Source organism: Actinomadura sp. NPDC023710 (assembly GCF_040639875.1).
Taxonomy (GTDB): domain Bacteria; phylum Actinomycetota; class Actinomycetes; order Streptosporangiales; family Streptosporangiaceae; genus Spirillospora; species Spirillospora citrea.
Map to the genome: position 1 here is coordinate 86741 of NZ_JBFAGB010000002.1, position 22224 is coordinate 108964.

The window sequence follows — 22224 nt, forward strand, 5'->3', positions numbered from 1 at the left end:
ACTGGGAGCCGGGATCGATCCCGGCCACGGTGGGTGTAGCTCAGCTGGCAGAGCACTTGGTTGTGGTCCAAGATGTCGGGGGTTCAAGTCCCCTCACTCACCCCAACGAGAAGCCCTGGTCATCACGAAGACGACCAGGGCTTCTCTGCGTCCTGCGGCAGGCTCCCCCTCTCGGACGTCCGATTCCGGGAGCGATCCCGCGTTGACGGCGGCCACGAACTCACTCATCGCGGTGGACATCCGCCTTCGGTTGCGCACGGTCTTCACCAGCCCTGGTCATCAAGGGCTGCTCCGCACATGCGGAGGCCGAAACAAAAGACCGAAGGTCGTATTTTCATGCGCAAATCCGTGAACGCCGCGTTGAACACCGCGGCGGCCATCACTGCCTCTGCCCTGGCCCTCTCCACCGGGGGTCTCTATGGCCTCACCATCGACCTGGCGAACGGCGGCTTGAACGACCCCATCGACGATGGCCTGTCGAAGGGGGTCCTCGCCGTCGCCGTCGCTCTCGTCGTCGCTCTCGTCGTCGGCAGTGCGCTCCACCTGAGCGGACCGTACGTCGCCAAGATCAAGAAGCGCCGCGTGGCCACCCGGAACAGCCGGGACGCGGCCAAGCGCCGGAACGAGGCAAGGCGGGACCGCCAGCACTGGAAGATGGTGTACTGGAACCGGACCCACTGAGCCCCAGCCCAGCAGTACCTGGGGCGTAAGCCCCTTCCAACAGGAGCGGCCCGCCAGGGCCGCTTCTTCATGTGAGCCATCGAGCCAGGCTCGCCGAGGACGCCCGCTACAACGGCGCCCGGCCATTCCTGCCACCGCCTGGCGGAGTCACGGGAGTTCCGGCCTGGCTGCCGGCCGCCGCGGTCGAACGGCTCACCCCGCCACGAGTGGACGCGGCCCGCAGCAACGAACAAGCACGGTCCCCGCAGAACGGCCACTCCCTCGCATCGCCGCCCTGGTCGCACGAGGCCAGCGGCCTGGGCGTCCGACGATCAGGTCCTGACGTCGTTCCGGTCTCGATAAGGCGTCCGTAGTGGCGGGCTCATCGACCTTCGAAGATCATCCGGTTATGCTCCGACCCTAGAAATGTCAACGACACGCCAAGGGCGATGGATGAGCGTCGACGAGACGGCCCCGCTGCGCGTACTCGTGGTGGACGGTGACTCCCAGGGCAGGGCCGGCGTCATCGCCGTACTGGAGGCCAGCGACGAGTTCCAGGTCGTGGCCGAGTCCCCCGATCCCGCAGCGGCGGTTCCGCTGGCCGAGCGCCTGCGGCCCGACATCGTCCTGCTGGACGCGGCGGCCGCCGACCACGTCCTGCCCCTCAGCACATCCTCCCGCGTCTTCGTCCTCGGCTCGGACGACCAGCCCGCCGTCGAGGCCGCCCTCCGCGCCGGCGCCTGCGGCCACCTCGTCCCCGGCTCGTTCACCGCGCACGACCTCGTCCGCGGCGTCCGCCACGCGTCCCGCACCACCCTCGGCCTGTCCGCCCGCGAGGCCGAGGTCATGGACCTCATCGCCACCGGCCGCTCCAACGGCGAGATCGCCCGCCAGCTCTTCCTCAGCGAGAAGACGGTCAAGAACCACGTCAACCGCATCTACGCCAAGCTCGGCGTCGGCTCCCGCGCCACCGCCATCGCCCTCTGGCGGGGCATGATGAGCGTCCTCCCGGCCAGGGACTAAACCGGTTCGCACTGGTCCGCAGGGCCTGATACTGTTCTTCCTGTCGCGAGGGACCCCGGCCCACCGCCGAGGCCCGTACGACAGGCGCCGTTAGCTCAATTGGCAGAGCAGCGGACTCTTAATCCGCGGGTTCGGGGTTCAAGTCCCTGACGGCGCACCCGCTACCACCAGCGACGACGTCCCTCCCGGGAGTCGTCGCTGCTTCTGTATGGGGCCGAATTGAGGCCGACCTGCGCCCGCCACTGTGCGTGCGATCAAGGCGAGATCGTTTCGGCCCTTTTGAGGGCGTCCAGCGTCCGGGACGCACGCACGTGGACCCATTCGGATCGCCCCCGCATGGTGTTCAGTCGTCCTTTCGGCATCGCCGGGTCAACGCCATGGAACCGAAAAGCGCCCCTTTCGCCCGCGTCGTTTGTTGCGGGCCGAGGCGCGTCGGCGGTGGGCAGGACGTAGATCTCATCGGCGGCGTTCGCGGACGAGCGGCCCCGGCGACCCGGAACGCGGAGGTCCCGCCCCCCTCGTGCAGCCAGACCAGCCGCTGGAAGTCCGGGTGGCGCGAACCGACCTTCTCCATCCGCGACGGCGGAAGGTGACGGCGTGGTGACGGATGACTGCGGATGCCTCCACAACGATCAATCAGACGTTATTGTCTTTTTGAGAGGGAGGTGTGCCGTGAGACCCCTGGAGGCGTCCGATCCCCGCCAGATCGGGCATTACCGAATGCTGGCCCAGCTCGGCCGCGGAGGCATGGGACGGGTACTGCTCGGCAGCGCGCCGGACGGGCGGCTGGCCGCGGTCAAGCTGGTCGACGAGCAGTTCGTGCACGACGACGGGTTTCGCGGCCGGTTCCGCCGCGAGGTCCGCGCCTCCCGCCGGGTCGCCGGGGCCTACACCGCGGCGGTGATCGACGCCGACCCCGAGGCGGCCGAGCCCTGGCTGGCCTCGGTGTACGTTCCGGGCCCGTCGCTGCACGAGGTCGTCGCCGCGACCGGTCCGCCGGCGGCCGGATCGGCGCTCCGGCTCGCCGCCGGCCTCGCCGCCGCGCTGACCGAGGTGCACCGCACCGGGCTGGTGCACCGCGACCTGAAGCCGTCCAACGTGCTGCTCACCGAGGACGGCCTGCGCGTGATCGACTTCGGTATCGCGCGGGCCGTCGAGGGCGAGGAGGGCACCCAGCTCACCCGTACCGGCGCCCTGGTCGGCACGCCCGGCTTCATGTCCCCGGAGCAGGCCCTGGGGCGGGATCTGACCACCGCCAGCGACGTCTTCTCGCTGGGCTCGACGCTGGTGTACGCCTGCACCGGCCACGGCCCGTTCCACGCGCGGAGCACCCCGCAGACCCTGCAGAACGTGATCCACGCCGATCCCGTGCTGGGCGACCTGCCGGACCGGATCCGCGAGATCGTTTCGGCCTGCCTGGCCAAGGACCCGGCCGCACGGCCGGCGCCCGCCGAGCTGCTGCGGTGGATCGGCGATGTACCGCCGTCCGCGCGGCCCTGGCCGGACGTGGTGCACGATGCGATCGCGCGGCAGGGCACCGAGGTCGCGTGGCTGCTTCAGGCCCCGCAGGCCCCGGCGCCGCACGTCCCGCCCGCACCGGCGCCTACACCCACGGCCGTCGCGCCGGCGCCGGACAGGAGGCGGTTCCTGCTGATGGCGGGCGGTGGCGCCCTCGGCCTCGCCGCGCTCGGCGGCGCCGCCGCCTGGGCACTGCGCGGTGACGGCGAGCCGGCGTCCGGCCGGAAGAGCGTGTCCGGCGGGAGCGGCGGTACGGACGCGAAGCCGCTGGCGGTCTTGGAAGGCCATGCCGGTTCCGTGCACCACGCGGAGTTCGACCGCGCGGGTGCTCTCCTGGTCACCGCCGGGGAGGACGGCACCGTACGGTTGTGGGACGCCAAGACCCGGCGGCCGTCCGGCCAGCCGCTCAAGATCGCCCCCAAGTCGGCCCTCAAGGCCAGGTTCGACAGGGCGGGGCGGCTGCTGCTCACCGCCAGCATGGACGGCGGCGTCAAGGTGTGGGACGTGCGGACCCGCCGGCAGATCGGCGCGACCCTCGGCATCCCCATGTTCGACTTCAGCGACGATCCGGCCCCGGTGAGCGACGTGGCCTTCAGTCCGGCCGGGGACCGGCTGGCGGCCACCGGCTCCCACCTGAAGGTGTGGGACACCGAGTCCCGCAAGGAGGTGAGCGGGCTCACCTTCGACAAGGCGAACATCATGTCGTTCATCGCGTTCAGCGGGGACGGGCGGCTGCTGGCCTTCACCGAGCGGGATCTGGTGCGGGTGTTGGACGTGAGTTCCCGCAAGGTGGTCGGGCAGCCCCTGCGCGGGCACACCGTCCAGATCACGGAGGCGGTGATGAGCCCGGACGGCCGGACGCTGGCGACCGGGGGCGCCGACATGACCGTGCGGCTGTGGGACGTCCGGCGTGCGGCTCCGCTCGGTGAGATAGTGCCCGCGAGTGACCATGCCCCGCAGGGTCTCGCGTTCAGCGGGGACGGACGGCTGCTGGCCAGCGTGGGCAACGACACCACGGCGCGGCTGTGGGACGTGGCCGGGCGCAAGGAGGTCGGGAAGCCGATCAGCCTCCCGAGCAAGGCATCCGCCGTGGCGTTCAGCCCGGACGGGAAGGTCCTCGCGGTCGGCGGCGACGAGAAGGTGTGGCTCTACGACGTCGCCGGCCGCACCCGCGCCTGAACCACCGGTGAGCGAGGTGACCATGCGACCGCTCGCCGCGTCCGACCCGCGGCGGGTCGGGCACTACCGGATGCTCGGCGAGCTCGGCCGCGGCGGGATGGGCCGGGTGCTGCTGGGGGCCGCGCCCGACGGGCGGCCCGTCGCGGTGAAGCTCCTGCACGCCCGGCTGACCGGCACCCCCGGCTTCCGGGAGCGGTTCCACGCCGAGGTGGCGGCCACCCGCAGCGTGTCCGGCGCGTACACGGCCGCCGTGCTCGACGCGGACGCCGACGCGCCGACCCCGTGGCTGGCCTCGGTGTACGTGCCGGGGCCGTCGCTGCGGGACGCGGTCCGGGCGGCCGGGCCGCTGCCGGAGCCGGCCGCGCTGCGGCTGGCGGCCGGGCTCGCGGCCGCGCTCGTGGAGATCCACCGGGCCGGGCTGGTGCACCGCGACCTCAAGCCGTCCAACGTGCTGCTGGCCGCCGACGGCCCGAAGGTGATCGACTTCGGGGTCGCACGGGCGGCCGAGGGCGACGGCCGCGACGGGCAGACCGGCGTGCCGGCCGGAACGCCCGGGTACATGTCGCCGGAACAGGCCGAGGGAGGGTGGGCGACCGCGGCCGACGACGTCTTCTCGCTGGGGGCGGTGCTGGTGTACGCCTGCACCGGCCGCGGCCCCTTCGACGGGCCCGGCCCGGCGCAGGCGCTGTACAACGTCGTGCACGCCGAGCCCGACCTGTCCGCCGTACCGGACCGGCTCCGCCCGGCCGTCGCGGCGTGCCTGGCCAAGGACCCGGCCGGGCGGCCGAACCCCGTCCGGCTGAGGGCGATGCTCGGTGCGGTCGCCCCGGCCGCGCAGCCGTGGCCGCCCGCGGTGCAGCGAATGATCGACGAGCGGCGGGCCTGGATCGGGTGGGTGCCCGGCCCGGAGCCCGTGGCGACCCTGGTCTACGCGCGCCGCCCCCGCTCCGGCCCTTTCACCGTCCTCGGCTCCCCGCGCGGTGCGCTGGCGGCGTGCGCGGCGGTGGCCACGGCCCTGGTGGTGGCCCTCGTGGTGACGGCCCTGGTGGTGGCGCCTTGGTCGGGGTCCGCTGCCCGGAGCGACCCCGGGGCGCACCGGTCCACTGCCCCGCCGCCGAGCCGATCGCTGCGCGGGCACACCGCGTCCGTGCGCGACCTGGTGTTCACCCCGGACGGCCGGACTCTGGCCAGCGCCGGCGACGACGCCACGGTGCGGCTCTGGAACGTCGCGGACGGGAAGCAGCGCCGCGCGCCCCTCGACCACCCCGACGGCGTCAACGCGCTGGCGATCAGTCACGGCGGCAGCACCCTGTACACCGCGGGCGACGACGGTAGCCTCCGCCTCTTCCCGGTGTCGGGCAAGGGTGAACCAGGCGACCTCGACATCGATCTCGGGCCCCTGACGTCCCTGGCCCTGAGCCCGGACGACCGCGTCCTGGCCACCAGCAACACGGACCAGTCCGTACGGCTGTGGGACCTGGACGACGGGAAGGTGGGCCCGCTCCTGGAGACCGGCGCCGGCAACGTGCAGGCCCTGGCGTTCGCCCCGGACAGCCGGATGCTGGCGATCGGCACGACCGGCACCGAGGAGGATCCCGGCACCGGGAACACCCGCGGAGTGACGCAGCTGTGGGAGGTGTACGACCGCAAGAAGCTCAGCGGGGACCTGTCCGGGCACGACTCCTGGACCGAGGACGTGGCGTTCAGCCCCGACGGGCAGACACTGGCGACGGCGGGCGGTGAGACCGTCCGTCTGTGGGACGTGGCCCGGAGCCTGCAGAAGGGCACTCCGTTCCATTGCGACGGCCGCTGCCACACGGCGGTGTTCAGCCCGGACGGCCGCATCCTCGCGGCCGGGGGCTCGGAAGGGACCGTCCGGCTGTGGGACGTGACCCGCCACCGGCAGCTCGGCCCGACGCTCACCGGGCACGACGGCGCCGTCCTCAGCGTGCGCTTCAGCCCGGACGGCCGTACCCTCGCCACCGGCGGCCAGGACGGCACCATCCGCCTGTGGAAGGTGCCCGGTTCGTTGGGGCCGTGACGTGAATCGTGCAGGCGGTAGGCGTCACCTGTCAGGTGTCGCGGCGTGCCGTCGTCACGACCCCCATGACGGCAGGCACGCCGCGAACACTTGGTATTCGGAGGGATGGTCACGGTTGGATGCGTGACCAGATCCACTTTCCGCCGGCCGGGTCGCCCGTGACGCCGCACTTGCTCGACAGCGCCTGGACGATGTGGAGGCCCCAGCCGCCGTTGTCATCGAACGCCTCCGCGGACAGGTCCAGGTCTTCGAGGGTGAGCTCCTTCATCGGCTTGGACTGAGGGAGGGCGTAGTCCGCGTCCCAGACGGCGATGACGATGCCGTGCGCGTCCCGGCTGAGCTGGAGGCGGATCTCCTGGTGCGGCGTCTGGCGCGCCGCGTTGGTGACGAGCTCCGAGACGACGAGAAGCGCATTGTCGAGAATGTGGAAATAGGTCCAGTTGCGGATTCTTGCGTCCACAAGGGTACGCGCCAGCCCCACCGCGGACGGTGTGCCCATAAGGGGCAAAAGTAGATCCCCGGTAGCCGTCATCACCATCGCCCCACCCTTGCCCGAATTTTCGAATTCATGCGGCAAGGGTCACCGCCACGTTCTACGGTTTCGTTGTTAACGGGAGAAGTGGAAACAGGAGGAACGATGCCGATCGTCCGGGACCCTCTCGACCCCAAGATCTCCATGTGGCACTTTCTGGCCTTCTGCATGCGCTTCTTCAGAGAGAAGATGGGGCTGTCGCTGACCCAGTGTGGCGAGATCATCGGTGTGGCTCGCTCGACTGTTTCCAATCTGGAGGCCGGACGACGGCGCCCGCAGGATGATCAAATGCGGCTGCTCGACCATGCGTACGGGACCGGAATGCTTTTTCAGGTTCTTCTTTGGTTTGCCCGAATGGCGCATGATCCAGACTGGGCCCGCCAAATCGACAAGTACGAGGAGGAAGCCGTCTCGATCAAGACCTACCACGGCCAGGTCGTCCCGCTTGCACTACAGACTGACGACTACACCTGGGCGTACGTCAAGGCGAGCAGATTCAAAGACCTGGACGCGATCATGGCGGTCCGCATCGCAAAGAAGAAGGCGTACTGGGAGAAGGGTGACTCGCTACTCACCTGGACAGTGATCGACGAGGGTGTCCTGGCTCGCCCGGTGGGCGGGGTAGAGGTCATGAAGAGGCAGCTGGAACACCTGCTGAAGATGGCTGAACTGCCCCACGTGAGCTTGCGGGTCATCCCCTTCACTTCAGGGGAGTACATGGGCGTTGACGGGTCTATGCAGATCATCGGCCTTGAGGACCGAGACGTCGCGTACTCCGCCGCTCAGAACGGCGGACGGTTGATCGAATCACCTCGCGAGGTTCGGGAGCTGTCCGTTATGTTCGATCGCATCGGAGTGAAGGCTGCTTCCGAGGAAGCCTCCCAAGAGATCATCAAGCGGTACTTGGAGCACTACGAATGATCGTCAAGTGGCGCAAGAGTTCGTACACCGGTGGAGCAAACGACAATCAGTGCGTTGAGCTGGGACGACTTGCCCCAGGGGTCGGAATCGGCGTGCGGGATTCGAAGGACCCGGATGGAGGCCGCCTCGCCCTCTCCCCCGCCCAGTTCGCCAGCCTGATCGAGCAGATCAAGCAGGAACCGCCCCGCTGACCGTCCTCTCGTCCGACTCGCTCTCCACACGCCGTTTTTCAGTCGTCCGTGCGCCGGATGGTGAGAGCCTCGTCGAGCAGGGCGAAGGAGCGCACTACGTCCTGGTCGATGATCGTTTGCGGGTGCTGGGGGCCGTCGAAGGCGGTCGTTTGGAGGCGGAACCGGCCGGTGTTGCCGATCTTCAGCGCGCGCAACTTCCAGGGTTCGTCCGGGTCGGCTTCAGCGTGGAGCCGCTCAAGGCTGGGCTTGCTCTCCGGCCTCGAAGATCGCGGCCGTTCTCGTGCCAGGGCCGCACCGTCCAATGAGCTTGATGCACCTACACCTGAGCGCTGATCCGCACCGGTCCGAACCATCGCGTGTAACCCCACGCCGCCGCGTTCACCTGGCGCTCGCTCGGCGGCCTCGGTACGAACCTCTCGTCGAGGGCCTCTCTGCCCATCCTGAGACCTGGCGGAGGAGGTTGCCCCGGCCAGTTCGCATGCCCGCACCCCTTGGAGGAGCCGAAGACACTAGGTTAAGGCTATCCTTAATTTTCGAAGGGGGACGTCTTGGCCTGGGCGGTGAAAGTGACCGAGGAGTACGCGACGTGGTTCCGCACCCTGATCAAGGAGGATCTCGGCTCCGCCACGCAGGTCGCCCAAGCCGTGGCGGCGCTACGTGAAGAGGGCCCGACCCTGGGCAGGCCCCTGGTCGATCGCCTCAAGGCAGCAAGCTGCATCACCTCAAGGAGCTACGACCCGGTTCTCGCGGCCGATCCGAGATCAGGACAATCTTCGCCTCCGACCCGTCCCGGTCAGCGCTCCTATTGCTCGAAGGCGACAAGGCGGGCAACTGGGAGCGGTGGTACCGCGACAAGATCTCACTGGCCGAACAGCTCTACGTCGACCACACCGCCCAAGAGGAGGAGTGACCGTGCCCAAGCGCACTCCGCAGGACTGGGAGACCCTAGAACAGGAACTGCACGCGGCCGGCGTCTCCCCCTCCGAGGTCGAGGCCGGAGCGCGCAGGCTCCTCGCCGAAGCGCGCGGACACCAGCTCGCCGAAGCCCGCAAGCATGCCGGCCTCGGCCAGAAAGACCTCGCCGCCGGGATGGGCGTGAGCGTCGCCCGCGTCTCCCAGATCGAGCACGGTGAGGTCACCTCCATCGAGGTCATCGCCCGATACGTCGAGGCGCTCGGAGGCCACCTTGACCTGGTGGCCGACTTCGGCGACCACACCATGAGGCTCCCCGTCACCGACCGGCCCACCAACGCCGCCTGACGCCGCACCGCAACCACCATGGCATCAGACGCCGGTGGTGGATTTCGTCTTAGCTGCGGCGGCCTTGTCTCGGCGTGCTCGGGGTGAGCGTCGGCGGCCGCGCCGTGTTGGTGGCCGGGAGCCTGTTGCGGCGGGGTGGAGGGTCAGGAGGTCGTTGTCGCGTTGGATCGCCTCCAGGGACAGCGTGCGGTAGCCGGCCTCCTCGAAGAGGACGGTGATCCGGTCGGGTTCCACCCGCATGACCGTTCCGGTTCCCCACGCGGCGTGCTGCACCTCGGAGTGCAGAGGGAACGGGGCCTCGTCGGTTTGGTCCGGCGGGGTGGCCGTTTCGTTGGGACGGTCCGGGGTGGCGGTCGCCCCTGTTTGGCAGACGTCGCAAGTCCCGCATGAGCCCGCGTGGGGCTCGCCCAGGTATTCCAGCAGGAAACGGCGGCGGCAGTCTGTTGTCTCCGCGTAGGCGCGCATCATGTCGATGCGTGAGTCGTCGACGCGGCGGCGGTTCTCGTCGAGTTCCGTGGCGCGTGCGACGGCCTCCTCGGGCCGTGGCCCCTCCTGGACGTATCGCAGATCTCCCCGGCCGGTCGTCTCCACAGCTCCGGTCTGCTCCAGCAGATTCACCAGGCTGGTGAGCTTGGATGCGCCGACGCCGAGGGTGGTGCGCATCTCGCTCGCCGGAACAGTGCCACCATGGGCCTGAAGGAGCGTCGCGGTCTGGAGCATTTTCTCTTCGTCCGGCTTACCTGCGGCGAAGAAGCGGCGCAGTCCGAGGTCCTGCGACCGGTAGAACAGGACGGCGGCCGCGGGCTCCCCGTCTCGCCCGGCACGGCCGATCTCCTGGTAGTACGACTCCGGGGACTCCGGCGGGGCGGCGTGCAGCACGTAGCGGACGTCGGGCTTGTCGATTCCCATGCCGAACGCCGAGGTGGCCACCACGACATCGAGCTCGTCGCCCTGGAACGCCTCGTGCACCCGGTGACGGTCGGCCGCCTTCATCCCGGCGTGATAGGCGGCCGCACGCAGCCCGGCCGCGGCCAGCTCCTCGCCGTAGGCCTCGGCGTCGCGCCGGGTGGCGACGTAGACGAGGCCCAGCCCCGTTCGACCTGCGGCGTCCTCGACCAGCGCCCGCCTCTTGTCCGCCTCCTCGTGGAACCGCCGTACCTCCAGGGACAGGTTGGGCCGGTCGAAACCGCGGACGATCTGCCGTGCCTCGCCGAGCCCGAGCGTCGCGAGGATGTCATCGCGTACCGGCGGCGAGGCGGTCGCGGTCAGCGCGATCACTGGAGGATGCCCGAGGCGCTCGATCACCCGGCCGAGCCGCTGGTAGTCCGGCCGGAAGTCGTGGCCCCACGAGGAGACGCAGTGCGCCTCGTCGACGGCGACCAGCGAGGGGCGCACGGCGGCGAGCCGCTCCACGACCGACGGCTTGGCCAGCTGCTCGGGTGAGAGAAAGATGTACTCCGCTCTGCCCGCCCGGATCTGGTCCATGGCGTCCTCGCTCGCGCCGTCGGACTGCGCGGAGTTGACCATCACGGCGCCGCCGGCGTCGCGACCGGCGAGCGCGACCATCTGATCCCGTTGCAAGGCGATCAGGGGCGAGATGACCACGGTCGGCCCGGGAAGCAGTTGGGCGGGGACCTGGTAGACGGCGGACTTGCCGCCGCCGGTCGGCATGACCAGCAGCACGTCACGCCCCCGCAGCAGGTGTTCCATCGCCTCGCCCTGGCCCGGACGCAGATCCGGCCAGCCGAAGACCTCCCTGGCCACCCGGCGCAACCGGCGACGCCTGCCCAGCCGGCCCCAGACAACCCGCTTGCCCATCCAGTCCTCCTTGCGCAGTGTCCCCGCCGCCGAGTTCGAGGAGCGTGTGTCGGCGCGGCGCCGACCGTCCTCCCTCGCCGGAAGCGACGAAACACGCGGATCTCTCCCTCAGGAACACTCTGCGGAAACCTCCGGCGGCATTGCGCTGCGGAAACGTCCGTCGGCCACCCGCAGGCGGGCCCGCTACGAGAGGTCGGCGGCGGTCGTTACCGGGAGGTGCGTACGCGGTGGACGAGGTCTTCGGCGGCCTCTTGCCAGTGGGGGTGGTGGAAGGTGAAGTCTGCTTCGAGTAGGCGGCCTGGGATGACGCGGCGGCTTTTCAGGAGGAGTTCGGTGTCCGAGCCCAGTGCGAGGGCGCCGAGTTCGGCCATCCATTTCGTTGCGGGCAGGCCCACCGGGACGCGGCATGCGGTGCGCAGTGTTCGCATCAAGGTGCGCTGCGGGACGGGGTCGGGAGCCGCGAGATTCACCGGTCCGGCGAGGTCGTCCTGGCCGATCAGGAACTCGACCGCGCGGACGAAGTCCTGGTCGTGGATCCAGGACACGTACTGGGCACCGCCCGCGACCGGGCCGCCGAGGCCGAGCCGGGCCAGCCAGAGCAAGTAGTCGAAGACGCCGCCGCGATCGGGGCTCATCACCATGGCGGAACGTAGGGCGACCTTGCGGGTGGACGGTGTCTCGGCCTCCTGCTGCGCCCGCTCCCACTCCTTGGCGATCTTGACGCTGTAGGCCCAGTAGCCGGGCACTCCGGGCTCGGTGCCGCCGAGCACGCCGGACGCCTCGTCGTTGGGCGCGTCGTAGCGGTGGGCGTAGATGGTGGCGGTGCTCATCTGGAGCCAGACCCGGGGAGGCTTCGCGGCGCCGGCGATCGCCGCACCGACGACCTTGGTGGAGCGCACCCGCGAATCCATCATGGCCTGCAGGGTGGCCGGGGTGTACCGGCAGCTCACGCTGCGTCCGGCCAGGTTGATCACGACATCGCTGCCATCGATCGCCTCGGTCCAGGGACCCGGCGTCTCGCCGTCCCACGGGATCTCGTGCTCGTGTGACGGGCGCCTGGTCAGGACCACGACGTCATGGCCGGCGGTCGTCAGCGCGCGGTTCAGGATCGCGCCGATCTGGCCGGTTCCCCCAGGTATCACGATCCTCATGGCGGCTCTCCCCGTCTCGTGCACGAGCCTGACCTCTGTATTTGAACACGTTCAATAGCTGGTCGCAAGGCGATCAGACGGGGGGCGACCGTCGCAGGGCGCGCAGGAGAGCGGTCGACAGCGCCGGCGGGTGGCAGTCGAGATGCGAAGTTACGCCGTGGCGTCGCGGTAGGCGTAGAAGGACAGGAACATGTCGACTCCGGAGTCGATGAGGCGCTCGGTCGTGTGGCGGTCGAGCGTCGTTCCGTAGGTGCCGTGCACCAGGTGCGGGTAGAGGACGAGCGCGTAGAGCTGGAGGATCGCGGTCTCCACGTCCGGCATGGTCAGCCGCTCGGCGGCGATGAGGCGTTCGAACGCCGCCGCCAGCGCGGGACGGGCGCGGTCCGGGCCGTGGTGGCGCCAGGCTTCGCCGAGTTCCGGGAAGCGGCGGACCTCACTGGCGACCAGGCGGCGCAGGGCCACCATGTCGGGCCGGGTCATGCTGTCCACCCACGCGCGGGCGGTCCATTTGAGCGCGGCCCGCAGGTCGTCGGAGTGTTCCAGCCGTTGCGCGGTGCCGGAGATGGCGTCGGCGAGGGCCTCCTGGAGGGCTTCGCCGATGACGGCGACGAAGAGGGTCTCCTTGCTCCCGTAGTGGTTGTAGACGGTGACCTTGGAAACGCCGGCGTCGGCGGCGATGGCGTCCATCGCGGCGTCGAAGCCGTCCCGGACGAAGGCCGATCGGGCCGCCTGGATGATCACCTGCCGCTTGCGCGCCGCCCGGTCGCCGGTGAGAACGCGCGGAGACTCGGCGCGTGACCCTGCGCGCTGCGGGGGTGCCGGCATCATCGCTCCTTCGTCGTCGAGGTCCAGCGTACCAAAACCTGAACTGTACGGTTGAGTTCAACTGAACTGTTCCGTACAGTACAAGACAAGGCCGCGGGCTGGACGTGTCCTCCCCGCGGCAAGACCTGAACACTGGAGTGACGCCATGCACGACACCCGTGTCCCACCGAAAGCACGCGACCCGCACGGTCGAGGTGGTGCTCACTCCAAGACGGCCGCCTTGGCGCTGCTGTCGTTCGCGATGCTGATCGTTTCCCTCGATCAGTACATCGTCGTCGTCGCGCTGCCGGACATCGGCCGCGAGCTGGGATATTCGACGCGGACGCTGCAGTTGGTGGTCAGCGCGTACGCCGTCGCCTCAAGCGGATTCCTGCTGCTGGGCGGCCGCGCCGCCGACCTGCTCGGCCGGCGCCGGATGCTGGTCGCCGGGCTGACCCTGTACGCCGTGGCCTCGCTGGCCGGCGGGCTCGCCACCGGTCCGGCGCCGCAACTGGCGGCCCGGGCGGTCCAGGGGCTCGGTGGGGCGCTGGTCTTTCCCAGCACGCTGGCGATCATCAACACCACCTTCGCGGAGGGTCGTGATCGCAACCGCGCCCTGGGCGTCTGGGGTGGCTCCGGCGCCGCCGGGCTGGTGGTCGGCGTGCTGCTCGGGGGCGTGCTCACCCGCATGCTCGGCTGGGAGGCGGTGTTCTTCGTCAACGTCCCCCTCGCCGGAGCGGCGCTGGTCTCGGCCTTCCGGCTCCTTGAGCCGGACCGGTCGCGGGAGGCGGGCCGGGTGTTCGATCTGCCGGGCGCGCTGACCTCCACCGGCGCGGTCACCCTGCTGGTGTTCTCCCTGGTCCAGGGCCCGGCCCTCGGCTGGGACTCGCCCTGGACCATCGGCACCGCGGCCGGGGGGCTCCTGCTGCTCGCGGCGTTCGCCGTCGTCGAGCGGCGCAGCCCGGACCCCCTCGTGCCCATGCGGCTTCTCGCCAACCGCGTTCTGTGCGTGGCCCTGGTGGTCGCTTTCATGTTCACGGCGACATTCGGGGCCCTCCTGTATTTCCTGTCCATCTACTTCCAGGATGTCCGCGGCTATGACCCGCTGCAGACCGGTGTGGCGTTCCTGCTCCCCACCGCGGTGGTGGTGGCGGGCTCGACCTTCGCCGGCCAGGCCGTGACGCGCTTCGGCCTCAGGCGCACCCTGGTCGCCGCGCTCGCCGTCGGCGCGGCCGGCGCGGTGGCCGTCGGCCTTGCCGTCTCCGCCGACGGCTCCTACGCCGCGCTCGTGCCGGGGCTCGTCGCGGTCAGCATCGGCGACGGCGTCGTGTTCACGATGATGTTCATCGCCGCTGGCACGGGGGTGGCCGACCACCGGCAGGGGGTCGCCTCGGGCATGGCCTCCACCAGCTCCGGCATCGGCGCCGTCGTCGGGCTCGCCGCACTCGTCCTGGTCGCCAACGCCCGCACCGATGGACTCGCCGGTGAAGAACTGCGCGTCGCCACCGCCGAAGGCATACAGGCCGCCGTTCTCGTCATCGCCGGAGGGATCGTCGCCACCCTCCTCGTCGCCCTCAACCTCCGCACCCCGTCCACTCGCGTCCGCCGGCCCCGGACCGGTCCCGCCACCGATTCGCAGCCGTCCGTCACAATGTCGGAATGATCCGCTCCCGGCTCGGTGTAGGGACTGCCGCCCTCGTGCTCCTGGTTTCCACGGCGGGGGCCTCCTGCTCTGGTACCTCTCTGAAGCTCCCGACCCGCGAGGGCCCGCCCGCGGCCTGGTCCCTGACCGTGCCGACCGGCGAGAACTCCACGGCGGTCACCGGGCGGGTCGCGGTGATCGCCAACGACCGGGCGGTCCTCGGCGTCGACCCCGGGTCCGGCCGGGAGCTGTGGCGGGTGCCCTCCGGGGAGGACGATGAGGTCGATGTGGCAGGCGCCCTGATCGTGCACCGGCGCAAGGCCTCCACGACCGACGCGGTCCGGTTCAGCGTCATCGACCCGGCGAACGGCCGGACGCTCTGGCAGGACGGTCCGGTCACGAAAGTGCAGGTCACGACGGACGCCGTCCTCACCACCGTCTGCGGCGCCGGGGCCACCTGCAAGATCACCCGGAAGGATCTCCGCACCGGGAAGGTCGGCTGGAGCCTCCGGGGCGACGACGTGCGGTTGGCGAACGCGGCGGTCGGAGTGCGGCGGCCGTCCGTCCCGGACACCGGCCAGATCTTCGTTTCACACCGCGGCGACGACCGGCCCCTGCCACCGGCCGAAGAGGGTGGACCCGACAGGAGCGGCTGGTACTCGGTGGTGGTCGGGCGGACGCTGATCAGCACCGACCACGATCCTCCGTCCGGCGACGAGAACTGCACGGTCACCGTCTCCGCGGCCGAGGCGGGGGCCGCCCGCCGCACATGGACCCGGAAGGTCTACGCGGGTCGCAATGCTGATGGCGAGTGCGAGAAGCGGCTCGCCCCGTCCAGCACGGGACTCGACCTCATCGGCGACGGCCGACGGATCGCCGCGTCCACCGACACCGGAAGGCCGCAGGTCTTCGATCTCGGCTCGGGACGGACGGTCTGGCGCGGCGACGCTCCGGGCGTCCCGATCGACGGTGACGGGCACACGCTCCTGGTCCGTCAGCACGCGGACACCGGCGCCCTTTCCCTGCTGGACTTCGTTTCCGGCCGCGTCCTGTGGAAGGCGCCCGATCCCGGCCTGCCGGGGGAGTCCGCCAGCTGGGAGACCGCCGTCACGCAGCGGCGCGTCGCCGTCAGCGGAGCCGAGGGCGACCGCCCGTTCGTCCTCGTCTACGACGCCGCCACGGGCCGTCGCCTCGGCCGCTTCCCGGGATGGCTGCAAGGGCTCGGGAACGACTGGGTCGCGATAGGCCACGACGCCAAGGTGAACACGCTCACCTTGGACTTCATCCGCGTCTGAACGGCCTGCCGCGGCCCGCTCAGGCGAGCGGAACACGATGGGCGTCGGACTCCGGCGTCACCGGCACCTTGTCAGGCGCCGAGGAGATCGACGGTGGCCGGAGCGATCCCGATATCGGGGGTGATGGACCAGGCCGTGCGCAAGGTCGCCGTCAGCGCGCTGATGGTGAGCCGAACGAGATCTTCTCGCGGGATGTCGTGGTGGTGGATGTGGTCGACGATGAGTTCGTCGAGGTAGCCGACCCAGCCGCGCATGGAGGCGCGGAGCACGGGGTGGACGGGCTGGTCGACGCCGAGGGCGTTGAGGATGCGGAGAGCACCCTGCCAACGCAGCTCCTCGATGATGGCGCGGACCTCGGGGTCCGAACCGTTGCCGCCGCGGATGAGGGTGAGGAACCCCGCGGCGTGGCGGTCCATGTAGGCGATGTGCCGGCTGATGGCGTTGCGGAGCCGCTCGGCCGGCGTCTCGCCGTCGGGCGGGGTCTCCTGAAGAGTCTGGAGTGCTTCGCCGGCCGCACGGATGGTGGCCAGGTAGAGCCCGCGCTTGTTGGTGAAGTGGTGGGCGATGAGCCCGTACGCGACGCCCGCCCGGCCGGCGATCTCGGTGGTCGTCACCTCGTCGTAGGCGCGCTCTGAGAACAGCTGCGAGGCGGCCGTGATGAGCCGGGCACGCCGGTCGATGCGGGGTGTCCTGGTGCCGTCGAGGCGCGGGCCGGTCATGGAAAAAGCCTAGAGCGCGGCGGCCGACGGCCGCGTGGGCTCGGGCATGGCGGAGTTCGCCGACGACAGCGGCAGGGCGCGGGCCGACAGGGGCCTGAAGGTCACCGGTTTCATCGAGGTTCCCCTTGCTTGACGATCCGGAACGGCAGGACTACCGTCCCAAACTGATTGATAATCAGTCAATAGGGAGGCCCGGATGGGCAGCGGCACTTCGGTGGGAGCAGGAGGGTGAGCCGCCGATCGGTGGCAGAGGCGCCGATCCTGGTGACGGGCGCTTCGAGCGGGATCGGCCGAGCGGTGGCGTTCGCCCTGGCCGAGCGGGGTGGACGGTTGGCGATCGCCGCTCGTCGCCGGGCGGTCCTGGAGGAGACCGCCGACCAGATCGAGGGCGCCGGCCTGGTACGGCCACACGTGATCGAGGCGGACCTGTCCCGTCCCGGCGCGGCCGCCGAGCTGGCGCGGAACGCGATGTCCGCGCTGGGCAGGGTGCAGATCCTGATCAACAACGCCGGCACCGGCCTGGTGGCCGCGCAGTGCGCCATGGGTGACGACGATCAGGCACGGGCGCTGTTCGAGACGAACCTCTGGTCTCCGCTCGCCCTGACCCGGCACCTGTTCCCGACTCTGCGCTCCAGCGGTGGTCTGGTGGTGAACGTCACCTCCACCCTGCGGGCCGTGCCGATCCCGCTTCTGGGCTACTACGGCGCGTCAAAGGCCGCCCTGGCGCATCTGACCGTCACGCTGCGACACGAACTGCAGGGCACCGGTGTGTCGGTGCTGGAGATCGTGCCCGGTGCCACGGACACCGCCGCCCGTGACATCGATCTGCTCCCCTGGCGGGCCGGTCCGATGCGAACCCCGCCGCCGGTCTCGCCCGAGTCGGCGGCCAAGGCGATCGTGAAGGCCGTCGAGCGTGGCGAGCATCGCCGCAGCCATCCGGCGACGTCGCTCCTGCCACTGGAGATACCGGCCCTGGGCCGGCTCATCGCCATGGTCGTGACGCGACGGGTCGACCTCAGGTGAGGGGGCCGGTGGCCACCGTGATGGTGCCGCCGGGGAGCCAGCTGGTGCCGGTGTGCGGGTGTCGCGCCGGGGCTCTCGACGGCATGAAGGTGACGAGGGAGGCCGAGTACAGCCGAGGCGGGCCGGCGTCTCCCCTGCCGCCGCGCCATGCCCGGTAACCGGCGGCGGAAGGGGTTTCGTCAGGGAACCGGGCCCGTAGCTCGGCGGCGTAGCGAAGCGGTTCCGGGTCGCGTGGGGAGAAGCGCAGCGGGAGCATCTGGGCGGCCGGGATGGCCAGCAGCGGTGCGCTGAGCAGCCAGGGCGCCAGGTAGGCGCCCTGCCCCCGCAGACTGCCGCGCGCCATCTGGCGGAGGGCCGCCTCCCCTTCGGACCAGCCTGAGACGAGGATGACCGGACGGTTCGCGCCCGCCGCCGTGAGCTTCATCCCGGCCCGCGTGCTCGCCTCCCGGACGACCAGCGCCGCGGCCCGCGAGCGGGGTGACCCGTCGCCGACCAGGTGAACGGAACGGACCCCGCGGCCGGCGAGGAACGCGACCGTCGCGCGGAGGGCGGCGGCGTCGGCGGCGTCGAGCCGGCCGGCGGGGCACGGGACCGCCGTGCGACCGCCCGAGACGAGAGCGCCGAGGGCAGCGCTCGCGCATTCCGGGCCGTCCGCGCCCAGCTGCGGCGACGTGGCCGGGCCACGGCCGGTGTCGACCGTGAGGGAGGTCGTCCGGCCGCCGGAGCCGAGGCTGATCCGGCTGCGGCCGGTCGGGAGCCACACCTGCCGCCAGGTTCCCGGCGCGCCCGGCATGCGCGCCGTGGCGCTCGCCGGAGCCCGGGAGGTCCCCACCGAGACCGGACGGTCGCCGGTGTGGACGAGGTTCCAGCCGGGGCGCTGCGGAGTCACCAGGATCGGCAGGCGCTCCCCGGCCAGGTCGACCTCGCGCAACAGCGGAACACCGGGGGTGACCCGGTCCCGAACCACCGTGAGCGAGCCGCCCACGGTGAGCGCCGCGAGCGCGGCGGCCAGCACCGCGCCGGACGCGACGGAGCGCCGGGGGTGCTGGAGCGCGCGGGGCGTCGTGAGCGCCACCGCGGCCAGCGCGAGGGCCACGAGGACGCGGTCCACGGCCACCAGGTACCCGACCGCCGCGACGGCCGCGACGACGGAGACGAGCACGGTGAGCCCGCGGGACGGCGGGCCGGTGCGCGGACGGAGCAGCGCGGCGCCCGCCACGACGGCGGTGGCGAGCAGGGCGACGACGCGGATCGCCGTGGTGGCCCGGCCGCCGTCCGGCACCGCGCCGTGACCGCCGTGACCGCCGTCCGCCCACGCCGGGGAGGCGAGGAGCAGCAGCGCCGCGGCCGTCCACACCCCGGTGGACGGCAGCGCGCGTCGGACGTCAGCGGACGTCGGCATCGGAGACCGCGAACAGCACGCCGTGCGGCCGGGCGTCGCCGGTCTCGCCGTGCGGCCACGCGGACCGGTCGAACTCCACGCAGGGGCGGCGGGTGTGCTCGTCCTTGAAGCTCCGGTCCAGGGAGAGCTGCTGCCGCGGCGAGATGTCGACCATGCAGACGCGGTGGTCGCCGTCGAACGGCGACGCGGCGACGAAGTAGTTCGCCAGCACGAGCCGCGTCGGCTGCCGCGTCTCCTGGTAATGGCCGCCGGGGCCCTGCCGGAAGTTGTCCAGCGCCGCCCAGTGCGGGGCGCCGGTCGTCGGGTCCTCGACGGGCAGGACGCTCACCAGGGACGGGCAGTCGGGCTCGGCGCCGCCGCGCGTCACCTCCTCCAGGGTGTCGATGTTGCACCGGGTCCGCCTGCCCGCGTCGACGAGCTTGCGGACGTCCAGCACGTACACCATGCCGGTGTCCTTGCCGCCGGACGACTCGTCCCCCCGGCGCATGACGACGTGGTACAGGTACCGGTCGTCCGCGCTGGTCTGGAGCCAGGAGCCGCCGTCCATGCCGACGCGGTTGTCCAGCTCGGGGGCGAGCCTGGTGAACGCGGTCGTGTCGTCGAAGACCTCGCGCCACGTCGGCTTCGGGTCGGTGATGTCGGGGGTGTAGTAGACGGACGCCCCGCCCATCGTCGACACGAACCCGCCCCGGTGGCGGCGTTCGTTGGTGAGCGCCGTCTCCATCACCACGCGCGGTTCCTCCTCGATGAGGAACGGCTCCTTGCGCGGGCCGTCCGGGAGGCGGGAGACCGACAGCAGCCGGGGGCGGTCGCGGTGCGCGATGTCGTAGATCCGTACCGTGTCGCGGGCGATGTAGAAGTCGGCGGTCGGGAGCAGCATCAGGCTCCGCACCTCGGCGAAGTCGCTGGTGACCAGCCGGTCCAGGTCCTCGCGCACCCGGATGCCGTGCGGGTTGGCGCAGGTCGGCGGGTCCACCTGCGGGATGCTGTGGCAGGTGTCGGGCTCGGCCGCCTCCGTGGCCGCCGGGTACTCGACCCGCACCTTGCCGGTCTGGTCGATCCGGAGCACCTCTCCCGGAGTACCCGCCGCGCCGTTACCGGTCCTGACCTCGCCGTGCGTGTACGTGCAGGGGCCGGGGACGTTGGGGCCGCCCATGTAGGCGCCGTAGACGGTGCCGTCCTTCAGGGTCGTGAACGCGTCCGGGGCCGTGCCGCAGGGGGTGTCCGTGGCGGTGGTGACGCCACTGAGCCTGATCCGGGGCAGCCGCCCCACGTCGAACACGTAGGTCGTGTCGCTGAGCAGCCCGCCGGCGAACACCTTGTCGCCCTTGTGCCACACGTACTGCATGTGGTGCGGCTCGTTCTGCAGCAGCGGGCCGATCGTCGCGGTGTTGACGACCTTGCCGTAGTCGCGGGACCCCTTCGTCGCGTCGATCACGGCGAGGAAGTCGGGGTCCCCGGAGCCCTCGACGTCGGACTTCCGGTGGGCGGTGTGGCCCGCGGCGCCCACCGGGCCGCCCGGGACGCTCGCGTCACCCGTCCAGACCAGCAGCCATTCCTTCCGGCGGCCTTCGCCCTTCGTTCGGACGACGTGGTTCGTGACGGTGTAGGTGGTGCCGTCGCGTCCCTTGACGCTGGACGTGCTGACGGCCACGTCACCGGCCCCGGCGTCGGCCCCTGCCATGGGCTGGAACGCGAGCAGACCGGCGGCCGCCGCCGCCGCGATGAGAACGATCACTCTTCGGCGCAGGTTCGTGAACGGTGCAATGCCGACCATGGCCTTCTCCCCCGTGTTCCTGCAGGCGGGATCGCCGATCGGCGTCAATTTACTATACTAATTACTAGCGATCCAGAGTCCGGCGCACAGTGCCCCACCCCGAAGGCGGAAGGGCGCGCGGATTGCCTCGCTGCCGTCCACAGATGCCCGGACGTGAAGGATTCCGCGTCCCACGACGCCATTCCGCACGGTGCAGCCAGTCGGCGACCTGGCCGGCGGTCACGCCGCACCTCCCCGCCATTCCCCATAAGCCACGCTCGCGGGCCGCGACTTTGCTACATAATCCTCCAGTTGACCGAATCCGGCCCGCCGTCCGAGGTTTGAGCGAAGCGCTTCGACGACCCTTACGCACGGACCACATTCTTGGGCGTCGAGTTCACTGCCCGATCCGCCCTGCGGCTCGCCTCGCTCGACAGTGCGAACTCGGTTGAGGGTCTCGCCGCAGCGGTGTCGATTTCGGGGGCGGGCGTTCGTGTAGGGGGTGAGGGGCCGCAGCAGGACGGCCCTCGCTACGGAAGGGATCAGCTCGATGCGTTCGATCAGCGTCACGATGTTCGTCACCCTCGATGGAGTGGTCCAGGGGCTGGGGCGCCCGGACGAGGACACCCGCGGCGGCTTCGCCCACGGAGGCTGGGGCCCGCGGTACAACGACGAGGTGATGGGCCGCGAGATGGCCAAGGGGATGGCCAACGCCGGGCACATGCTGTTCGGCCGCCGGACGTGGGAGGACTTCCTCCGAGCGTGGGGACGGGCCACCGACGGCAACCCGTTCACCGAGCACATGAACGCGGCCACGAAGTACGTGGCGTCGAGGACGCTGGACGACGTGGACGCGTGGCAGAACTCGATCCTCCTGCGCGGCGAGGCCGCCGAGACGGTCGCGGAGCTGAAGGCCCGGCCGGGCGGCGATCTCGCGATCAACGGCAGCGCCTCACTGGTCCAGAGCCTGCACGCCGCCGGCCTGATCGACCGCTACACGCTGCTCATCCACCCGCTGACCCTCGGCGCCGGCAGGCGCCTCTTCGAAGGCCCCGCCCCGCTGACCGAGTTCGACCTCACCGGAAGCGTCACCACCCCCAAGGGCGTGATCATCGCTCACTACACCCGCCACTGAGACCGGGCGAACCGCTTTTGCGGGTCTCCGTGCCCAATGCGCGCCTAGCCGCGGTCTTACGAATCTATCCTGGGGGTCACCCCGGTCTCCGGTGCGGCGGCTCAGCGAAGATTGGCCTGCAACCCGTGACCTGGCGTCACAATGACGCCTGCGA

20 protein-coding genes and 2 tRNA genes are annotated in these 22224 nt (G+C 70.9%); 14 read left to right on the forward strand and 8 right to left on the reverse strand.

What is annotated here, in order from left to right:
- Window positions 1–29 precede the first annotated feature (29 nt).
- From AB0H37_RS02470 to AB0H37_RS02495, 6 genes are all read left to right on the forward strand, one after another.
- Window positions 30–105: transfer RNA gene (locus AB0H37_RS02470), tRNA-His, on the forward strand.
- A 231-nt stretch (window positions 106–336) separates the two neighbouring features.
- Window positions 337–681 (forward strand): hypothetical protein, encoded by a 345-nt coding sequence (locus tag AB0H37_RS02475; protein WP_360610849.1) that lies wholly within the window; start codon window positions 337–339, stop codon window positions 679–681.
- 432 nt (window positions 682–1113) lie between these two features.
- Window positions 1114–1683 (forward strand): response regulator transcription factor, encoded by a 570-nt coding sequence (locus tag AB0H37_RS02480; protein ID WP_329086720.1) that lies wholly within the window; start codon window positions 1114–1116, stop codon window positions 1681–1683.
- 84 nt (window positions 1684–1767) lie between these two features.
- Window positions 1768–1840, forward strand: a tRNA-Lys gene (locus tag AB0H37_RS02485).
- Between the two features lie 515 nt (window positions 1841–2355).
- A complete protein-coding gene (locus tag AB0H37_RS02490; RefSeq protein ID WP_360610852.1) occupies window positions 2356–4380 on the forward strand; it encodes a serine/threonine-protein kinase in 2025 nt (674 codons plus the stop codon).
- 22 nt (window positions 4381–4402) lie between these two features.
- On the forward strand, window positions 4403–6421 hold the full coding sequence (locus AB0H37_RS02495; protein ID WP_360611207.1) for a serine/threonine-protein kinase: 2019 nt from the start codon (window positions 4403–4405) through the stop codon (window positions 6419–6421).
- Window positions 6422–6530: 109 nt separating this feature from the next.
- Here AB0H37_RS02495 and AB0H37_RS02500 read toward each other — a convergent pair whose 3' ends face one another.
- Entirely contained in the window at window positions 6531–6920 is a 390-nt protein-coding gene (locus tag AB0H37_RS02500; RefSeq protein WP_329098578.1) for an ATP-binding protein, read from the reverse strand.
- A gap of 138 nt (window positions 6921–7058) precedes the next feature.
- Between AB0H37_RS02500 and AB0H37_RS02505 the strand changes: the two genes are divergently transcribed.
- Both AB0H37_RS02505 and AB0H37_RS02510 read left to right on the forward strand, forming a co-directional pair.
- Entirely contained in the window at window positions 7059–7874 is an 816-nt protein-coding gene (locus AB0H37_RS02505; RefSeq protein WP_360610854.1) for a helix-turn-helix transcriptional regulator, read from the forward strand.
- Complete coding sequence (locus AB0H37_RS02510) at window positions 7871–8065, forward strand: DUF397 domain-containing protein (protein WP_360610856.1); 195 nt, start codon at window positions 7871–7873, stop codon at window positions 8063–8065. Before AB0H37_RS02505 ends, AB0H37_RS02510 begins: the two co-directional genes overlap by 4 nt.
- A 38-nt stretch (window positions 8066–8103) precedes the next feature.
- Here the strand turns inward: AB0H37_RS02510 and AB0H37_RS02515 are convergent, their stop codons facing one another.
- Window positions 8104–8259, reverse strand: coding sequence for a hypothetical protein (locus AB0H37_RS02515; RefSeq protein WP_360610858.1), 156 nt, complete (start codon window positions 8257–8259; stop codon window positions 8104–8106).
- Window positions 8260–8834: 575 nt separating this feature from the next.
- Here AB0H37_RS02515 and AB0H37_RS02520 point away from each other — a divergent pair.
- Both AB0H37_RS02520 and AB0H37_RS02525 read left to right on the forward strand, forming a co-directional pair.
- Window positions 8835–8975 carry a hypothetical protein gene (locus AB0H37_RS02520; protein ID WP_360611209.1) on the forward strand — a complete coding sequence of 47 codons (141 nt, stop codon included), beginning with the start codon at window positions 8835–8837 and terminating at the stop codon, window positions 8973–8975.
- Window positions 8976–8977: 2 nt separating this feature from the next.
- Window positions 8978–9325, forward strand: coding sequence for a helix-turn-helix transcriptional regulator (locus AB0H37_RS02525; protein WP_360610860.1), 348 nt, complete (start codon window positions 8978–8980; stop codon window positions 9323–9325).
- A gap of 24 nt (window positions 9326–9349) precedes the next feature.
- On the opposite strand, the gene AB0H37_RS02530 is transcribed toward AB0H37_RS02525, so the two are convergent.
- The 3 genes from AB0H37_RS02530 to AB0H37_RS02540 form a co-directional block, all read right to left on the reverse strand.
- On the reverse strand, window positions 9350–11143 hold the full coding sequence (locus AB0H37_RS02530; RefSeq protein ID WP_360610862.1) for an ATP-dependent DNA helicase RecQ: 1794 nt from the start codon (window positions 11141–11143) through the stop codon (window positions 9350–9352).
- 206 nt (window positions 11144–11349) lie between these two features.
- Entirely contained in the window at window positions 11350–12294 is a 945-nt protein-coding gene (locus tag AB0H37_RS02535) for a TIGR01777 family oxidoreductase (protein ID WP_360610864.1), read from the reverse strand.
- A 150-nt stretch (window positions 12295–12444) separates the two neighbouring features.
- Window positions 12445–13122, reverse strand: a complete 678-nt coding sequence (locus AB0H37_RS02540) for a TetR/AcrR family transcriptional regulator (protein ID WP_360610866.1) — start codon at window positions 13120–13122, stop codon at window positions 12445–12447.
- Between the two features lie 142 nt (window positions 13123–13264).
- On the opposite strand from AB0H37_RS02540, the gene AB0H37_RS02545 reads away from it, so the two are divergent.
- Together AB0H37_RS02545 and AB0H37_RS02550 are read left to right on the forward strand one after the other, a co-directional pair.
- Window positions 13265–14761 (forward strand): MFS transporter, encoded by a 1497-nt coding sequence (locus tag AB0H37_RS02545; RefSeq protein ID WP_360610868.1) that lies wholly within the window; start codon window positions 13265–13267, stop codon window positions 14759–14761.
- Window positions 14762–14889: 128 nt separating this feature from the next.
- A complete protein-coding gene (locus AB0H37_RS02550) occupies window positions 14890–16035 on the forward strand; it encodes a PQQ-binding-like beta-propeller repeat protein (RefSeq protein ID WP_360610870.1) in 1146 nt (381 codons plus the stop codon).
- A 71-nt stretch (window positions 16036–16106) separates the two neighbouring features.
- On the opposite strand, the gene AB0H37_RS02555 is transcribed toward AB0H37_RS02550, so the two are convergent.
- Window positions 16107–16754, reverse strand: a complete 648-nt coding sequence (locus AB0H37_RS02555) for a TetR/AcrR family transcriptional regulator (protein WP_360610872.1) — start codon at window positions 16752–16754, stop codon at window positions 16107–16109.
- 243 nt (window positions 16755–16997) lie between these two features.
- Here AB0H37_RS02555 and AB0H37_RS02560 point away from each other — a divergent pair, with 243 nt between their 5' ends.
- Window positions 16998–17777 (forward strand): SDR family NAD(P)-dependent oxidoreductase, encoded by a 780-nt coding sequence (locus AB0H37_RS02560; protein WP_360610874.1) that lies wholly within the window; start codon window positions 16998–17000, stop codon window positions 17775–17777.
- Here the strand turns inward: AB0H37_RS02560 and AB0H37_RS02565 are convergent.
- Together AB0H37_RS02565 and AB0H37_RS02570 are read right to left on the reverse strand one after the other, a co-directional pair.
- Entirely contained in the window at window positions 17770–19179 is a 1410-nt protein-coding gene (locus AB0H37_RS02565; protein ID WP_360610876.1) for a hypothetical protein, read from the reverse strand. The genes AB0H37_RS02560 and AB0H37_RS02565 overlap by 8 nt on opposite strands.
- Window positions 19163–20956: a hypothetical protein gene (locus tag AB0H37_RS02570; RefSeq protein ID WP_360610878.1), complete on the reverse strand. Its 1794-nt coding sequence runs from the start codon at window positions 20954–20956 to the stop codon at window positions 19163–19165. The genes AB0H37_RS02565 and AB0H37_RS02570 overlap by 17 nt, the downstream gene beginning before the upstream one ends.
- Before the next feature lie 529 nt (window positions 20957–21485).
- Between AB0H37_RS02570 and AB0H37_RS02575 the strand changes: the two genes are divergently transcribed.
- Window positions 21486–22070 carry a dihydrofolate reductase family protein gene (locus AB0H37_RS02575; RefSeq protein WP_360610880.1) on the forward strand — a complete coding sequence of 195 codons (585 nt, stop codon included), beginning with the start codon at window positions 21486–21488 and terminating at the stop codon, window positions 22068–22070.
- The last annotated feature ends 154 nt before the right edge of the window (window positions 22071–22224 follow it).

What these genes read in the sequence shown, in the direction of transcription:
- AB0H37_RS02475 (WP_360610849.1), top strand. Translation starts at nt 337, where the DNA reads ATGCGCAAATCCGTGAACGCCGCGTTGAACACCGCGGCGGCCATCACT.
- AB0H37_RS02480 (WP_329086720.1), top strand. Translation starts at nt 1,114, where the DNA reads ATGAGCGTCGACGAGACGGCCCCGCTGCGCGTACTCGTGGTGGACGGT.
- AB0H37_RS02495 (WP_360611207.1), top strand. Translation starts at nt 4,403, where the DNA reads ATGCGACCGCTCGCCGCGTCCGACCCGCGGCGGGTCGGGCACTACCGG.
- AB0H37_RS02500 (WP_329098578.1), bottom strand. Translation starts at nt 6,920, where the DNA reads ATGGGCACACCGTCCGCGGTGGGGCTGGCGCGTACCCTTGTGGACGCA.
- AB0H37_RS02505 (WP_360610854.1), top strand. Translation starts at nt 7,059, where the DNA reads ATGCCGATCGTCCGGGACCCTCTCGACCCCAAGATCTCCATGTGGCAC.
- AB0H37_RS02510 (WP_360610856.1), top strand. Translation starts at nt 7,871, where the DNA reads ATGATCGTCAAGTGGCGCAAGAGTTCGTACACCGGTGGAGCAAACGAC.
- AB0H37_RS02530 (WP_360610862.1), bottom strand. Translation starts at nt 11,143, where the DNA reads ATGGGCAAGCGGGTTGTCTGGGGCCGGCTGGGCAGGCGTCGCCGGTTG.
- AB0H37_RS02535 (WP_360610864.1), bottom strand. Translation starts at nt 12,294, where the DNA reads ATGAGGATCGTGATACCTGGGGGAACCGGCCAGATCGGCGCGATCCTG.
- AB0H37_RS02540 (WP_360610866.1), bottom strand. Translation starts at nt 13,122, where the DNA reads ATGATGCCGGCACCCCCGCAGCGCGCAGGGTCACGCGCCGAGTCTCCG.
- AB0H37_RS02545 (WP_360610868.1), top strand. Translation starts at nt 13,265, where the DNA reads ATGCACGACACCCGTGTCCCACCGAAAGCACGCGACCCGCACGGTCGA.
- AB0H37_RS02555 (WP_360610872.1), bottom strand. Translation starts at nt 16,754, where the DNA reads ATGACCGGCCCGCGCCTCGACGGCACCAGGACACCCCGCATCGACCGG.
- AB0H37_RS02565 (WP_360610876.1), bottom strand. Translation starts at nt 19,179, where the DNA reads ATGCCGACGTCCGCTGACGTCCGACGCGCGCTGCCGTCCACCGGGGTG.
- AB0H37_RS02570 (WP_360610878.1), bottom strand. Translation starts at nt 20,956, where the DNA reads ATGGTCGGCATTGCACCGTTCACGAACCTGCGCCGAAGAGTGATCGTT.
- AB0H37_RS02575 (WP_360610880.1), top strand. Translation starts at nt 21,486, where the DNA reads ATGCGTTCGATCAGCGTCACGATGTTCGTCACCCTCGATGGAGTGGTC.